The sequence below is a fragment of the Curtobacterium sp. PhB78 genome, assembly GCF_003751685.1.
Classification (GTDB): Bacteria; Actinomycetota; Actinomycetes; order Actinomycetales; family Microbacteriaceae; genus Curtobacterium.
This window is the reverse complement of sequence record NZ_RKIA01000010.1, coordinates 15,734-28,316: the sequence shown is the minus strand read 5'-3', so window position 1 is coordinate 28,316 and position 12,583 is coordinate 15,734. Positions and strand designations below refer to the sequence as shown.

Genomic DNA, 12,583 nt, shown 5'->3' with positions numbered 1-12,583 from the left:
CCTCGCGCTCGGAGCAGCGAGGAGTGTCGTCCACCCCGAGACTCGGGGCAGACGGCCCGAGACTCGGGGCAGCCGTCAGTCGACGCGGTAGCCCGCCTGCGCCGCCAGCAGCGGGGCGAGCGTGTACAGCTGGTCGGCGCCGATCGTCGCACCGCGGAACCCCTCGAGGCGCTCGACCCGGTCGAGGTCAGCACCCCGCAGGTCCACGTGGTCGATCCGGGTGTTGGAGCCCTCGGCGTCGCGGATGCTGCTGCCCTCGAACGACACCCGCAGCAGCTTGGCGTCCGCGATGTCGAGCTCGTCGATGACGCAGTCGCGGAACACCACGTCGGTGAGCGTCGACCCGCGCAAGTTCACGAACCCGAACTTCATCCCGACGAACTCGACGCCGTTCAACCCGGAGTCGTACAGCTCACCCGAGCCGATGCGACCGCCGGACACCCGGACCTCGCGCCACGAACTGCTCGACGCCCGCAGCACGGGGGCGTCGAGCGTGTCGATGATCGAGTCGTGCACCCGCAGACCACGGAAGTCGGCGCCGTCGCCCCGGAGCGTGTCGATGACGCACTCCTCGATCTCGAGATCGGGCAGCCGCTCACCGGCCAGGTCGAGCACGCCGATGCGCTTCCCCTCGATGCGGTCGCCGGTCAGGACGTCGCCGGGTCCGGGGACCCAGTCCTGCAGGTCGACGGGCTCGGTCAGGGTGATGCGCGGGGCTTCGGTGCCGGAGGAACGTGCCATGGACTCAGTCTGGCGCGTGCCGGTGACGCTCCAGCACGCTGTCGAGCCGGTAGTCCTTCGCCGGGCCCCGGGCTTCCCAGCGCACGGTCCACCGCTGCTCGTCGCCGTCCAGTGCCCCGGTGTAGTCGTCCGGTGCACAGGCGTGGGCGACGCTCGCTCCCCACACCCAGTCGTGGAACACCCGGCCGTCAGCGAAGTGCACGGTCCACGCGTGGTCATCGTCGCGCCGGACGGTCAGTGTCCGGGACACCGGGGTGGTCCGGCCGTCGAAGGTCATCACGCCCGCTTCGTCCCAGCGCACCTCGTCCGTGCCGACCGCGGTCAGCGTCGAGGTGCCGGTGACGACGCCCTGCACGCCGGCACGCCGGTCGTCCAGGGTCCGGCGGAGCACCCACTCCCCCAGCAGGTCCGTCGGCAGCAGCACCGCCCCAGGCTAACCGCGCAGGGCCTCGGCTCGCGCCGCCCGGTGCTCCTCGTCGGAGATCACACCGCGAGCGTGCAGGTCGTCGAGTTCCGCCAACCGCTGCTCGCGGAGCGTTCGGGGCGCACCGTTCGAGCGACGGCTCCGGACGACCGCGATCCACACGGTGACGACGACGGCTACCACGATGAGCCCCATCGCCACGCTCCACACGATGTCGTACAGCGGCGGGATGAGCGGGTTGTGCAGCTCCTCGGAGGCGATCATCCGCGCAGGGCCTCGGCTCGCGCCGCCCGGTGCTCCTCGTCGGAGATCACACCGCGGGCGTGCAGGTCGTCGAGTTCGGCGAGCCGCTGTTCGAGCGGCTTCTCGGGCGCGAGCGTCCGGCTCTGCATCGCCTGGTACGCGATGTCCTCCTGCATGGTGAGCGGGTTCTGACCGCGGTCGGCCATCCGCTTGCCCCGGTAGAGCGTCAGGACGACGATCGTCAGGGTGGTGAGGATCGTCAGGGCTGCGACGACCCCGAACGCGATGCCGAACCAACCGCCGAACAGGTCGGGCATCCCCGAGCCGCCCGGTCCCTCGAGTTCACCGAACGCCGACCAACTGAGCACCATCGCGCTCCCCCTTCTCACAACGACGAGCGAAGCGTAGCGCGACCCGAGCGCCCGTTCCTTCCCAGAACACCCGCGATGGGAAGCGGAATCGGGCGTACCTGGTCGAAACTTCCGACCAGGTACGCCCGAAAGCACCCGCAACGCCCCGGCAGCACCCGCCCAGCCCAGCTACCCCCGCAGCGGATCCGACGCGGCCACGTGCGCACCGTCCGCGAACCCGGCCACGAGCGCACGCAACGCGTCTTCGGAGGTGTGCCGGGCCTCCCATCCGAGCACCGACCGGGCACGGTCGGTCCGCATGATCGGCACGCCGGCCGCGATGTCGATCCAGCCGGCATCCGTCGGCTGCAACCGCAGCCGCCACGTCAGCGTCACGATCCAGCGCAGCAGTCCGAGCGGGATCCGGACGGCACCGAGCATGCCGAATGCCCGGGCCAACCGCGGCGGGTTGAGCACGGGCGACGCAGCGATGTTGAACGCTCCGCCGGCCCGCTGGTCGACGGTCCGCCAGTAGGCGTCCGCGACGTCGTCGGCGTGCACCGCCTGGAACACGAACGGGTACGGCAGGGGCAGCACGAGCCACCGGATCCACCGCACGATCGACATCGGCACGAGGCGTCCGAGGAACAGCCCGCGGATCTCGGCGGCGGCGTCCCGCTGGAAGATCAGCCCCGGGCGCAGCCGCGTGACGACCACGGACGGATGGTCTGCCTCGAACGCATCCATCGCCGCTTCGTTCGCGGCCTTGTGGATCGAGTACGTCGCGGTGGGGATGCCGTCGGTCGGCCAGCTCTCGTCGACCGGGGTCCGCTTGCCCGCGGCGTCGACGCCTCGGTAGGTCCCGACCGACGACGCGACGACGACCTGTGGCACCCCTGCTCGCGCCACGGCCGACAGAACGTTCGCGGTGCCGGTGACGTTCGTCCGGTACTGCAGCGGGATGTCGTGCGTCGGCTGCAGCGCCCACGCCAGGTGGATCACGGCGTCGGCGCCGGTGAAGACCGCGGTGAGCTGGCCGACCGCGTCGGACGCGCCGATGTCGACGGCGTGCCAGACGGCGGAACCGTACGGCTCCGCGTGCACGTCCGGCAGCCGCCGCGCGACGCCGACGATCTCGACGCTGCCGCCGCGCCCGTCGCTGTCGGAGGCACCGGGCGAAGCCCCGTCCGCCCGCGCGGCGACCCGCGCCTCCGCGAGCCGACGGAGCACCGCCGTCCCGACGTTGCCGGTCCCGCCGACGACGACGATCCGCATCAGGCGGCGGCCAGGGCGGGGTCGAGCACGACCTTGACGCAGCCGTCCTGCTTCTTCTGGAACACCTCGTACATGTGCGGGGCGTCCTCGAGCGACACCCGGTGCGTGGTCAGGTCGAGCGTGCCGAGCGGGTCCGACGGGTCCTGCACGAGCGGCATGATGTCGTCGATCCAGTGCTTCACGTTGCACTGGCCCTCGCGGATGGTGATCTGCTTGTCGAAGAGCGTCATCATCGGCATCGGGTCGGCCATGCCGCCGTAGACGCCGCTCAGGGACACGGTGCCGCCGCGACGGACCAGGTCGATCGCGGCGTGCACGGCTGCGAGCCGGTCGATGCCGGCGACCTCGATCGCCTTCTGCGCCAGGGCGTCGGGGAGCAGCCCGGCCGCACGCTGCGCGAAGCCGGCGACGGGGTTGCCGTGCGCCTCCATGCCGACGGCGTCGACGACTCCGTCGGGGCCGCGGCCGTCGGTCAGGTCGACGAGCTCCGGCACGGTGTCCTTGGTCAGGTCGAACACCTCGGCACCGTGCTTCGCCCCCAGGTCGCGGCGGACCTGTTCGGGGTCGACGGCGAGCACGCGGTAGCCCAGGTGCTTGCCGATGCGGGCGGCGAACTGGCCGACGGGGCCGAGTCCGAGTACGGCGAGCGTGCCGCCCTCGGGCACGTTCGCGTACTGCACGGCCTGCCACGCGGTGGGCAGGATGTCGCTGAGGAACAGCCACCGGTCGTCGGGCGTGCCGTCGTCCGGGATCACGATGGGCCCGTAGTCCGCGTGCGGGACCCGGAGGTACTCGGCCTGGCCGCCGGGGACCTGGCCGTACATCTTCGTGTAGCCGAAGAGCGCCGCTCCCGAGCCGTACTCGGTGACCTGGGTGGTCTCGCACTGCGACTGCAGGCCGTTCTTGCACATCCAGCAGTGGCCGCACGAGATGTTGAAGGGGACGACGACCCGGTCGCCGACCTTGAGGTTCGTGACGGCGCTGCCGACCGCCTCCACGACGCCCATGGGTTCGTGGCCGAGGACGTCGCCCTTGTCGATGTACGGGCCGAGGACCCGGTACAGGTGCAGGTCGGAGCCGCAGATCGCCGTGGACGTGATCCGCACGATCGCGTCGGTCGGTTCCTGGATGGTCGGGTCGGGGACGGTCTCGACGGACACCTTCTCGGTGCCCTGCCAGGTCAGTGCGCGCACGTCGCGTTCCTCTCGTGGTCGCTTCGGGCCGGCCGGGAGGCGCGGCTCGCTTCCCGCTCTTCGGTACGCGCCCGCCCCGTGGTGCGTTCACAGCCCCGCCTGGGTTCGGGGCTCCGCCGCCCGGTCAGACGACCGGATCCGCGAGCACCGTGGCGAGCACGCGCTCGTGCTCCACGCGGTCGCCCGGACCGGCACTGCCCGCGAGCATGATGAGCGCCTTCCACAGCGCCCAGCCGCGCGCCCGCGCCCACGCGTCGGCGTCGAGCCCCACGGCCTCGTGGAACACCGGGCGCGCCGCCGGCTCGAGGAACGTCCACGCGAGCACGAGGTCGCAGGCCGGGTCGCCGACCCCGCACGTGCCGAAGTCGATCAGGGCGGCGAGGCGTCCCACGTCGTCCACGAGCAGGTTGCCCGGCGCCACGTCCCCGTGGAACCAGACCCCCGGACGGTCCCAGGTCGAGGCGACCGCGTCGTCCCAGATGCGTTCGCACGTGGCACGGTCGACCTGCGCGCCCAGGGTGTCGAGCGCCGCGACGACCTCGGCGCCGTACACCGAGGGGTGCTCGCCACGGTGGAACGAGTGCATGCCGGCGGTCGGGCCCCCGGTGGCGGGGAGGCTCCGGAGCTGCCGGAGCACCGTGCCGACGTCAGCGGCGAAGCGCTCGTGGTCGAGGTCGACCGCACGCGCGGCCACCGTCCCGTCGAGCCACCGCCGGACCGACCACGGGAACGGGTACCCCTCGCCCGGTTCGCCGAGGCCGACCGGCTCGGGGACCGCGACGTCCAACCGCCGTGCCAGGTACGGCAGGACATCCTGCTCCTTCTCGACCCCGGGCACGTAGCCGGCGGCACTCGGCAGCCGGACGGACAGCACGTCGCCGAGTCGGTACGTGCGGTTGTCCCAGCCCTGGTGGTCGACCTCGCGCACGGGCAGGCCGCTCCACTCGGGGAACTGCGTCGCGACGAGTCGTTCCACGAGTGCGGCGTCGATCCGGGGCACTTCGGTGTGCATGGCCCCAGGTTAGGCTCCGGGCATGGCCACCGTGTCCGAGCTGCTGACCGCGAACCTCCACGACGTCTTCGGGAACCGAGACGCCACTTCCCGCCGAGCCGCGATCGAGCGGACGTACTCCCCCGCCGTCGCCTTCACCGATCCGGAGGGCACCGCCGTCGGCTGGGATGCCCTCGACCAGAAGGCCGCCGAGCTGCTCGACCGGATGCCCGGCGCGTTCCAGTTCGTCGAGGAGGGCCGCCGCTACGTGTCCGCGACGCACGGGGCCCTGGCGTGGGGCTTCGGCCCGGTCGGCGCCCCGGCGGTGCGCGGCATCGACGTGATCGAGGTCCGCGACGGTGTCGTGGTCACCCTGACGACCTTCTTCGCCGAGCCGGGCGACACCGACTGAACCACGGGGGTCGGGCCGGCCGCCTGCCCTGGTGACCGGCGGGGCGGGCCGGCACCGGGCCTCCTTGCAGGGGTCGTCAGGCGGGTTCTGCCAGGGCGAGCAGCGCGTCACGGGTGACCGCCAGCTCGCGTGCGTCCAGGTACGGCGGCATGGCGACAGCTGCTGCGAGCCCCTCGGCCGCGTGCCGGACGACCAACGTGCGGTCCTCGGGCAGGCCGTCGCGCGCGAACACCGCGCGCCAGTCCTCGGCGTCCGCGGCGACGACCGCCTCGACCCCCGGCACCGCCATCAGACCGGTCCAGTGCGCCGTCGGCGAGAAGACCTCCATGGCGCGTTGGCTGCCGCCGCACAGGGTCCGCACGTAGGCGCGGAGGACCTTGCCGGGGCGGTTCTCGGCCAGGTCGACGTGCCGGAGCACCTCGTCCTTGAACGTCGCGAGACCGTGCGCGGCGACGGCGAGGAGCAGCTCGTCCTTCGACGGGAAGTGGTGGAGCAGGCCGCTCTTGGAGACGCCGGCGTCCGCCGCGATCTCGGCGACGCTCACCCGGGTGCCGCGCTCGGCGAGCAGCCGCTCGGCGGCCTCGAGGACCGCCTGGCGAGTGCGCTCACGATCGCGGGTGCCGTCAGTGCTCATGACGACCCTCAGCGCTCATGACGACCTTCAGTGCTCATGCGGTCCATCCTGCCGGTTCGGGATCACCCGGAGTGCGACCGCGGCTGCGACGGCGAGCGCCACGGCCGCGCAGATCGACGCGAGCTGCATGCCACCGGTGAAGGCGTGCCGCGCGTGTTCGAGGATCGGGTCGCCGTCCTGCAGGACCTGTGACGCCGACGCCAGGGACTCACGGATCTGGTCGCCGACGCCGCCGCTGACCGCGCCGCTCGTGACGTCGAGGTTCGACCGGTAGAACGCGGTCTGCAGCGAGCCGAGCACCGCGATGCCGAGCGCGACGCCCAGTTCGTAGCCGGTCTCGGAGATGGCCGAGGCCGCACCGGCACGCTCCCGCGGTGCCGCGGCGACGACTGCGTCGGTGGCCAGGGTCATCGAGACCCCGACGCCCAGGCCGACCACGGCGAGGGCGATCGCGATCCCCCAGTACGTCGGCAGCCCCTCGGCGAATGCGAGGCCGGCCATGCCCACGGCGGCGACCGCCAGGCCGAGGCCGATCGACCGGCCGGGTCCGACCCGCCGGGACAGCAGCCCGATGATCGCGATCACCGCGATCGAGGCCAGGGTCGCCGGCAGCTCGGCCGCTCCGGCGAGCAGCGGCGTGAACCCGCGGACCAGCTGCAGGTACTGCGAGAAGAAGAACAGCAGGCCGCTCAGCGCGAAGACCGACAGCGAGTTCGCGACGACGGCGCCCGAGAACGCCGGGATCCGGAACAGCTGCAGGTCGATGAGCGGCGTCGTGAGGCGCTTCTGGCGGCGGACGAACCACCAGCCGGCGCCGATGCCGAGGAGCGCCGTCAGGGGCACCGTCCAGTCGAACCCGTGCCCGGCGACGTGCTTCACGGCGTACACGAGCGGCACGATCGCCAGGACCGAGAGGACGGCGGAGAGCAGGTCGATCGGGGTGCGCGAGCCGCCCTTCGACTCGGGCAGCAGGATCGCTCCGGCGATGACGATCACGACGATGACCGGGATGTTGATGAGGAAGACCGAGCCCCACCAGAAGTGCTCGAGCAGCGCACCGCCGACGAGCGGACCGGCGGCGGCACCACCCGTCGCACCCGCCGACCACACGGCGATCGCGGTGGTGCGCTGCCGGGCGTCGCGGAAGATCGTGCGCACCAGCGACAGGGTCGACGGCATCAGGGTCGCTCCGGCGATGCCGAGCAGTGCCCGCGCGGCGATGAGGAGTTCGGGCGTCTGCGCGAACGCCGCGGCAGCCGAGGCCAGGCCGAACGCGACCGCGCCGATGAGCAGCAGGCGCTTCCGGCCGATCCGGTCGGCGACGTTGCCCATCGTGACGAGCAGCCCCGCGAGCGCGAACGAGTACACGTCGCCGATCCAGAGCACCTGCGTCGCGGTCGGGTCGAGGTCCGCGGTCAGCGACGGGACGGCGAGGGCCAGCACGGTGCCGTCGATCGCGAGCAGCACCACGGCCAGGGTGAGGACGCCGAGGGACGCCCATTCACGGACGGAGGCGCGGTGGATCGGGGCGGTGCTGGTGCTCGGGGTGGTTTCGGTCACCCGGAGACCCTAACCGACCACATGGTCGGTAGAGCCGACTGCACAGTTGGTTGTCAGCGTCGTTCGTCCTCAACCCCGCAGGCGGTCGCGATCCGCCGGCGGCAGGTGCTCGGTCGCCGTGTGGCGCGCCGCAGGCGCCAGGAACCGTCCGCTCTTCTCGAGGAACGCCACGAGCGCCGGCTCCGACGCGCGCTTGCCCGTCTCGCGCAGGACCCACCCCAGCGCCGACTGCACGGTGTCGCTCCGCTCCCGCACCAGGCGTCCCGCGATCCCGAGTGGCACCTCGGCGTCGCCCTGCTTCGCGAAGGCCAGCGTCGCCACGACCGCGATCCGGCGCACCATCGCCACGTCGGACTTCACGAGCGCGAACAGCGGCCCCGTCGAGCCACCCACGAGCGGCGCACCGACGAGCTCCTCGGCTGCCAGGTCGACCAGCGCCGGGTCGTCGAAGCGCTCGGCCTTCGCTGCCGACAGGTACTCGTCGGTCAGCTCCGGATCGGGGTGCTCGCGCATCGCCTGCACCAGCAGCAGCACGGCGATGAGCTTCGCGCCGTCGTCGTCGCTCCAGAGCAACGCCGAGCGCTCGCCGTCGTCGAGGCCTTCGAACCGCCGTGCGACTCGGCGCGCTGCCGCCACGTCCCCGCTGGTGCGCGCGAAGGCGACGAGCACGGCCTCCGCGTCGGCCCCGGTCCCGCCGCGCGATGTCATCCGGTCAAGGGTATCCGCGCGGCCCCGCCCGCACTTCGTGAGCAGAAATGGTCGGGTGCCCGAAGGCGACCCGACCATTTCTGCTCACGAAGCGGTACGCCGCCAGCGCCCCCGGATCAGCGGAAGTGCATGTTCTTCACCGGGTCGACGAGCGTGCCGTTGCGCCGCGTCTCGACGTGCACGTGCGGGCCGGTCGACTGCCCGGTGTTGCCGGACTTCGCGATCTCGGTACCGAGCTTCACGATCTGGCCGTTCTTCACCTCGATCTTGCTGAGGTGGGCGGTGAGCACCGCGGTCATGCCGTAGGTCACGACGATGTAGTTGCCGTACGAGGCGTCGTTCGCCACGGTCTTGGTCACCTCGCCGGTGCCGGAGCCGTACACCGGGGTGCCGACAGGCACGGGCGCGTCGGTGCCCTGGTGGTAGCGCGGGACGTGTCCGGCGCCACGGTCGTCGCCGTACTTGCCGGTGATCTTCGTCCCGTTGACGGGCCAGGCCAGTCCGGTGACGGGTCGGCTCGACCAGACGCGGGTGTCCTTGGCCCCGTAGAGCACAACGTTGCCGTCGACCTGCACGAGCAGGTTGCCGGAGCCGGCCGTGCCGGTGCGCGAGGTCCAGAGCGCGACCTTCTTGCGCGATGCGTCACGGGTCCAGATGACGAAGTTGCCCTTGGACTGCAGTTCGGCCCAGGCGCCGGGGTGCCCGCCGGTGCGCGACTGCCAGACGACTCGGCCGCTGACCTTCTGCACCAGGTTGCCGTCGGTGCGCATGTTGAGGATGCGCGTGTTCGTGGTGTCGGAGCGCAGCACGGTGCCGCCGAGGAGCGTGTTCCCCGAGGCGACCCGATCCTGGTAGGTGGTCCAGTTCACGACGACGGACTTGCCGGCGAGCAGCGCCATGGTGCCGTCGGCGCGGATCTTCAGCGCCGTCGAGTTCACGGTGCCGGCGGAGGCCCAGCGGGCCAGACGCTTGCCGTTCTTGGTGATGTCGAGGGCACGGTTCTTGCCGACGACCGCGATCGCACCGGGGGAACCGGCGGTGTTCGAGGCCCACAGCACGCGGTTCCCGATGCCGTACTCGACCAGGTTGCCGTCGCCCTGCATGATGAGCTTGAACTGGCCGTTCGGCGACGTCACCTGGTCGCCGGGGTTGATCTTGGTGCCGGCGGGTGCCGATCCGACCCACACCGCCGATGCTGCGGCGGGTTCAGCGGTCGCGACGAGGCCACCGGCGGCCAGGGCCAGCACCGTGAGCGCGCCGGCGAAGCGTGGGAGTCGGCGCGCACGTGCGACGGTCGACGGAGTGGTGGTCATGGATCCCCTGACTCGGAACCGACCACGCCCCTGCGCGGTCGTTCGGCGCTCGCCCTGTACGAGTCACCGAACGATGTTCGCTTTTCTGCGCGGGGCGCACAACCCCTTGACAGGGGGGTGCGGCTACGGCTGCTGGAAGAACTCCTTCGGTGTCGCCAGCAGTGCTTCGAGCTTGTGGAACGACTGCGTCCAGCCGGCGATGTTCATGTCGCGCATGAACTCGGGGAAGGGTCCCTGCGTCAGGGTGACGATCGTGCCGTCGCCGTCCTCGGCGAATTCGAGCGTCAGGGACAGCGCGGTGCCGTCCTCGACCCCCGGGATGTCGTGCGCGGTCGAGGTGCCGACGATGATCCGGTTCTCCTCGATCTGCTCGAGGGTCGAGGTGACGGGCGACGACCAGTCGGCGTTGTCGTTGCTGACCATCGTGAGGTTCCAGGCGCCACCGACCCGTGCGTCGACCTCAACGGTGGCGACGGGGACGTGGAAGCCGAGGGGGCCGAACCAGAGCGCGAGCAGCGCCGGGTCGACGAACGCTCGGTAGACGTCGGCGACGGGGTGGGCGAAGCGGTGGGTGGCGTGGGCGGTGAACTGTTCGGTCATGACTGCTCCTGCGGATCGACGGTGAAGGCGGAACTGGCGAAACTGGCGGGTGGGGCGGTGGACGGGCTGCCCACCGGGGCGGGCGTGCGCTGGGCGGCGAGCAGGGCCTCCAGTCGGTCGAACCGGCGGTCCCAGTCGGGACGCAACCGGCCCAGCCAGGCGCCGAGCTCGTCGACGGCCTCGGGCCGGAGACGGCACGTGCGCCACGTGCCGTGCCGCTCGCGCGTGATGAGGCCGGCGCGTTCGAGCACGCCGAGGTGCCGCGAGATCGCCGGGGCGCTGACGTCGAACGGCTCCGACAACTCGGAGACGGTCGACTCACCCTTGCCGAGCCGTTCGACGATGCGCCGTCGGATCGGGTCGGCGAGCGCCGACAGGACGACGTCGGTGTGGTCGGGTTCCATCGTCGCCTCTCGGTGAACCAGACGGTTAATTAACCGTTGCGTTCAGTATGCGCCCACTCCAGGAAGAGCGCAAGACCTCACCGGAACCGGGACGGCGGGGCCCCGAACGCATTCGAGAAGGCGGCGGTGAACGCCGCGGGGGTCGCGTAGCCGAGTCGGCCCGCCACCTCCGTCACGGTGCCGCGTCGCAGGGCCGGGAGGCTCGCCAACAGTCGCGCACGCACCCGCCAGCTCGCGGGGCCCACTCCCGTGGCCGCACGGAAGTGGCGGTCGAGGGTGCGTTCCGAGACGGCTGCCGCACGCGCCCAGTCGGCGTTCGTCACGTGGACGTCGGGCTCGGCCAGGTACGCCCGACACAGGTCGCGCAGGACACCCCGTGGCGGCAGCGAGACGCTCAGCGGGATCGGTGCGACGCGCTGCAGCTCGTGCAGGGCGAGCCGGACGAGGGTGCCGTCCCGGCCGCCGTCGTCGTACGGCACGTCGAGCGCGTTGGCGGCGCGCAGCACCTCGCGCAGCAGGGGCCCGACCTCGACGACGGTGCACCGTGTCGGCCACCAGGGCACGGCGTCCGGCTCGACGTACAGGCTCCAGGTGCTGACGTCGAGCATCCGGACCTCGTGGGGCACCCCGGGCGGGATGAGCACGGCCCGGTCGGTCGGCACGGTCCACGAGCCGTCGTCGGTCTCGACGAGCATCACGCCACTCGCACCGCAGAGCAGCTGCGCCCGTCGGTGCTCGTGCCGGGCGAGCAGGTGGTCCGGCGGGTAGTCGGTGCCGATCGGCAGGGCGTCGAACGGCTGGTGGTCGAACTCGGAGACCGGGACGTTGCGCACACGTCGAGGCTAGGTCTCGAAGGAACCTGCCGCACACCCGATCGTCCGCCGTGGTGATCCCCGCTGGGATGGAGGCATGTCGTTCATCGTGCTCGTGGTCATCGGGGTCCTGGTCGGGGTCACCACCGTCCTGTTCGGGTTCGGGGGTGGGTTCGTCACCGTGCCGATCATCACCGTCGCCGACGCAGCCCTCGGTGGCGACGCCGTCCGGGTGGCCACGGCGACCTCGGCCCTCGTGATGCTGGTGAACGCCGCCGTGGCCACCGTCTCGGCCCGGCGCGGCGCACTCGCACCACTCCGGGGCCGTTCGCCGCTGTTCGTCCTGCTCGGGGTCGGCGGCGCGGTCGGGGTGCTCGCCGCACGAGGGGCCCCGGACGCGCTCCTGCGCTGGGGCTTCGTCGCCTACCTCGGGGTCACGGTCGCCGACCTGCTGCTGCGCCCGGGCTTCCTGCGCAGCTCGGCGACGGACCGCGCGGTCGCGACCCGCGGCGGTGGACGCGACCACGGACCGACCCGTACCGGCGTGCCGACCGCCACGGGCCTCCCGATCGGTGCGGTCGCGGCGTTCCTCGGGGTCGGCGGCAGCGTGATGACGGTCCCGATGCTGCGCCGGTCCGGTGCCACCATGACGGCGGCGACCACCCTGGCGAACCCCCTCACGCTGGCGATCACGCTGCCTGCCGCCGCCGTGACCATGCTGCTGCCGGCGGTCGTCCCGCACGCCGCCGGACTCGTCGGCGCCGTCGACGTCCGGGCAGCCGTGGCCCTGCTGGTCGGCGCGATGCCGGTCATCGTGCTGCTCCGACGCCGCCCGCCGCACCTGCCCGAGGTCGCGCACGCCTGGGGCTACGTCGCACTGCTCGTCGCAGCGGGGATCGTCGTGGCCCTGGGCTGAGCGGCGA

At 72.0% G+C, this 12,583-nt stretch carries 16 protein-coding genes; 2 read left to right on the top strand and 14 right to left on the bottom strand.

Features of this window, described 5'->3' with window-relative positions:
- Positions 1–75 precede the first annotated feature (75 nt).
- The 7 genes from EDF53_RS18280 to EDF53_RS18255 form a co-directional block, all read right to left on the bottom strand.
- A complete protein-coding gene (locus tag EDF53_RS18280) occupies positions 76–741 on the bottom strand; it encodes a pentapeptide repeat-containing protein (protein ID WP_123937311.1) in 666 nt (221 codons plus the stop codon).
- A gap of 4 nt (positions 742–745) precedes the next feature.
- On the bottom strand, positions 746–1,165 hold the full coding sequence (locus EDF53_RS19490; RefSeq protein ID WP_185021108.1) for a DUF6314 family protein: 420 nt from the start codon (positions 1,163–1,165) through the stop codon (positions 746–748).
- A 9-nt stretch (positions 1,166–1,174) separates the two neighbouring features.
- A complete protein-coding gene (gene ccmI / locus EDF53_RS18275) occupies positions 1,175–1,429 on the bottom strand; it encodes a c-type cytochrome biogenesis protein CcmI (protein ID WP_123294874.1) in 255 nt (84 codons plus the stop codon).
- Positions 1,426–1,779: an SHOCT domain-containing protein gene (locus tag EDF53_RS18270; RefSeq protein ID WP_123294873.1), complete on the bottom strand. Its 354-nt coding sequence runs from the start codon at positions 1,777–1,779 to the stop codon at positions 1,426–1,428. The genes ccmI and EDF53_RS18270 overlap by 4 nt, the downstream gene beginning before the upstream one ends.
- Positions 1,780–1,947: 168 nt before the next feature.
- Positions 1,948–3,033, bottom strand: a complete 1,086-nt coding sequence (locus EDF53_RS18265) for an NAD-dependent epimerase/dehydratase family protein (protein ID WP_123294872.1) — start codon at positions 3,031–3,033, stop codon at positions 1,948–1,950.
- Positions 3,033–4,226, bottom strand: a complete 1,194-nt coding sequence (locus tag EDF53_RS18260) for a zinc-dependent alcohol dehydrogenase (protein ID WP_123294871.1) — start codon at positions 4,224–4,226, stop codon at positions 3,033–3,035. Before EDF53_RS18260 ends, EDF53_RS18265 begins: the two co-directional genes overlap by 1 nt.
- 124 nt (positions 4,227–4,350) lie before the next feature.
- The gene (locus EDF53_RS18255; RefSeq protein WP_123294870.1) at positions 4,351–5,238 is read right to left on the bottom strand and encodes an aminoglycoside phosphotransferase family protein; all 888 of its coding nucleotides are present in this window, start codon (positions 5,236–5,238) and stop codon (positions 4,351–4,353) included.
- Between the two features lie 22 nt (positions 5,239–5,260).
- Between EDF53_RS18255 and EDF53_RS18250 the strand changes: the two genes are divergently transcribed.
- Positions 5,261–5,629 carry a nuclear transport factor 2 family protein gene (locus tag EDF53_RS18250; RefSeq protein ID WP_123294869.1) on the top strand — a complete coding sequence of 123 codons (369 nt, stop codon included), beginning with the start codon at positions 5,261–5,263 and terminating at the stop codon, positions 5,627–5,629.
- A gap of 76 nt (positions 5,630–5,705) precedes the next feature.
- Here EDF53_RS18250 and EDF53_RS18245 read toward each other — a convergent pair whose 3' ends face one another.
- From EDF53_RS18245 to EDF53_RS18215, 7 genes are all read right to left on the bottom strand, one after another.
- Entirely contained in the window at positions 5,706–6,263 is a 558-nt protein-coding gene (locus EDF53_RS18245; protein ID WP_123294868.1) for a TetR/AcrR family transcriptional regulator, read from the bottom strand.
- 27 nt (positions 6,264–6,290) lie between these two features.
- Positions 6,291–7,823 carry an MFS transporter gene (locus tag EDF53_RS18240; protein ID WP_221181237.1) on the bottom strand — a complete coding sequence of 511 codons (1,533 nt, stop codon included), beginning with the start codon at positions 7,821–7,823 and terminating at the stop codon, positions 6,291–6,293.
- Between the two features lie 69 nt (positions 7,824–7,892).
- On the bottom strand, positions 7,893–8,531 hold the full coding sequence (locus tag EDF53_RS18235) for a DNA alkylation repair protein (RefSeq protein ID WP_185021107.1): 639 nt from the start codon (positions 8,529–8,531) through the stop codon (positions 7,893–7,895).
- A gap of 116 nt (positions 8,532–8,647) precedes the next feature.
- Positions 8,648–9,844 (bottom strand): peptidoglycan DD-metalloendopeptidase family protein, encoded by a 1,197-nt coding sequence (locus tag EDF53_RS19790; RefSeq protein WP_123294866.1) that lies wholly within the window; start codon positions 9,842–9,844, stop codon positions 8,648–8,650.
- A 123-nt stretch (positions 9,845–9,967) separates the two neighbouring features.
- On the bottom strand, positions 9,968–10,444 hold the full coding sequence (locus EDF53_RS18225) for an SRPBCC domain-containing protein (RefSeq protein ID WP_123294865.1): 477 nt from the start codon (positions 10,442–10,444) through the stop codon (positions 9,968–9,970).
- On the bottom strand, positions 10,441–10,848 hold the full coding sequence (locus EDF53_RS18220; RefSeq protein WP_123294864.1) for a helix-turn-helix transcriptional regulator: 408 nt from the start codon (positions 10,846–10,848) through the stop codon (positions 10,441–10,443). The genes EDF53_RS18225 and EDF53_RS18220 overlap by 4 nt, the downstream gene beginning before the upstream one ends.
- A gap of 77 nt (positions 10,849–10,925) precedes the next feature.
- Complete coding sequence (locus EDF53_RS18215; protein ID WP_123294863.1) at positions 10,926–11,681, bottom strand: helix-turn-helix domain-containing protein; 756 nt, start codon at positions 11,679–11,681, stop codon at positions 10,926–10,928.
- A gap of 76 nt (positions 11,682–11,757) precedes the next feature.
- On the opposite strand from EDF53_RS18215, the gene EDF53_RS18210 reads away from it, so the two are divergent.
- Positions 11,758–12,576 carry a sulfite exporter TauE/SafE family protein gene (locus EDF53_RS18210; protein WP_123294862.1) on the top strand — a complete coding sequence of 273 codons (819 nt, stop codon included), beginning with the start codon at positions 11,758–11,760 and terminating at the stop codon, positions 12,574–12,576.
- Positions 12,577–12,583: the final 7 nt, after the last annotated feature.

What these genes read in the sequence shown, in the direction of transcription:
- ccmI (WP_123294874.1), bottom strand. Translation starts at nt 1,429, where the DNA reads ATGATCGCCTCCGAGGAGCTGCACAACCCGCTCATCCCGCCGCTGTAC.
- EDF53_RS18220 (WP_123294864.1), bottom strand. Translation starts at nt 10,848, where the DNA reads ATGGAACCCGACCACACCGACGTCGTCCTGTCGGCGCTCGCCGACCCG.
- EDF53_RS18225 (WP_123294865.1), bottom strand. Translation starts at nt 10,444, where the DNA reads ATGACCGAACAGTTCACCGCCCACGCCACCCACCGCTTCGCCCACCCC.
- EDF53_RS19790 (WP_123294866.1), bottom strand. Translation starts at nt 9,844, where the DNA reads ATGACCACCACTCCGTCGACCGTCGCACGTGCGCGCCGACTCCCACGC.
- EDF53_RS18250 (WP_123294869.1), top strand. Translation starts at nt 5,261, where the DNA reads ATGGCCACCGTGTCCGAGCTGCTGACCGCGAACCTCCACGACGTCTTC.
- EDF53_RS18235 (WP_185021107.1), bottom strand. Translation starts at nt 8,531, where the DNA reads ATGACATCGCGCGGCGGGACCGGGGCCGACGCGGAGGCCGTGCTCGTC.
- EDF53_RS18265 (WP_123294872.1), bottom strand. Translation starts at nt 3,033, where the DNA reads ATGCGGATCGTCGTCGTCGGCGGGACCGGCAACGTCGGGACGGCGGTG.
- EDF53_RS18255 (WP_123294870.1), bottom strand. Translation starts at nt 5,238, where the DNA reads ATGCACACCGAAGTGCCCCGGATCGACGCCGCACTCGTGGAACGACTC.
- EDF53_RS18280 (WP_123937311.1), bottom strand. Translation starts at nt 741, where the DNA reads ATGGCACGTTCCTCCGGCACCGAAGCCCCGCGCATCACCCTGACCGAG.
- EDF53_RS18245 (WP_123294868.1), bottom strand. Translation starts at nt 6,263, where the DNA reads ATGAGCACTGACGGCACCCGCGATCGTGAGCGCACTCGCCAGGCGGTC.
- EDF53_RS18270 (WP_123294873.1), bottom strand. Translation starts at nt 1,779, where the DNA reads ATGGTGCTCAGTTGGTCGGCGTTCGGTGAACTCGAGGGACCGGGCGGC.
- EDF53_RS18210 (WP_123294862.1), top strand. Translation starts at nt 11,758, where the DNA reads ATGTCGTTCATCGTGCTCGTGGTCATCGGGGTCCTGGTCGGGGTCACC.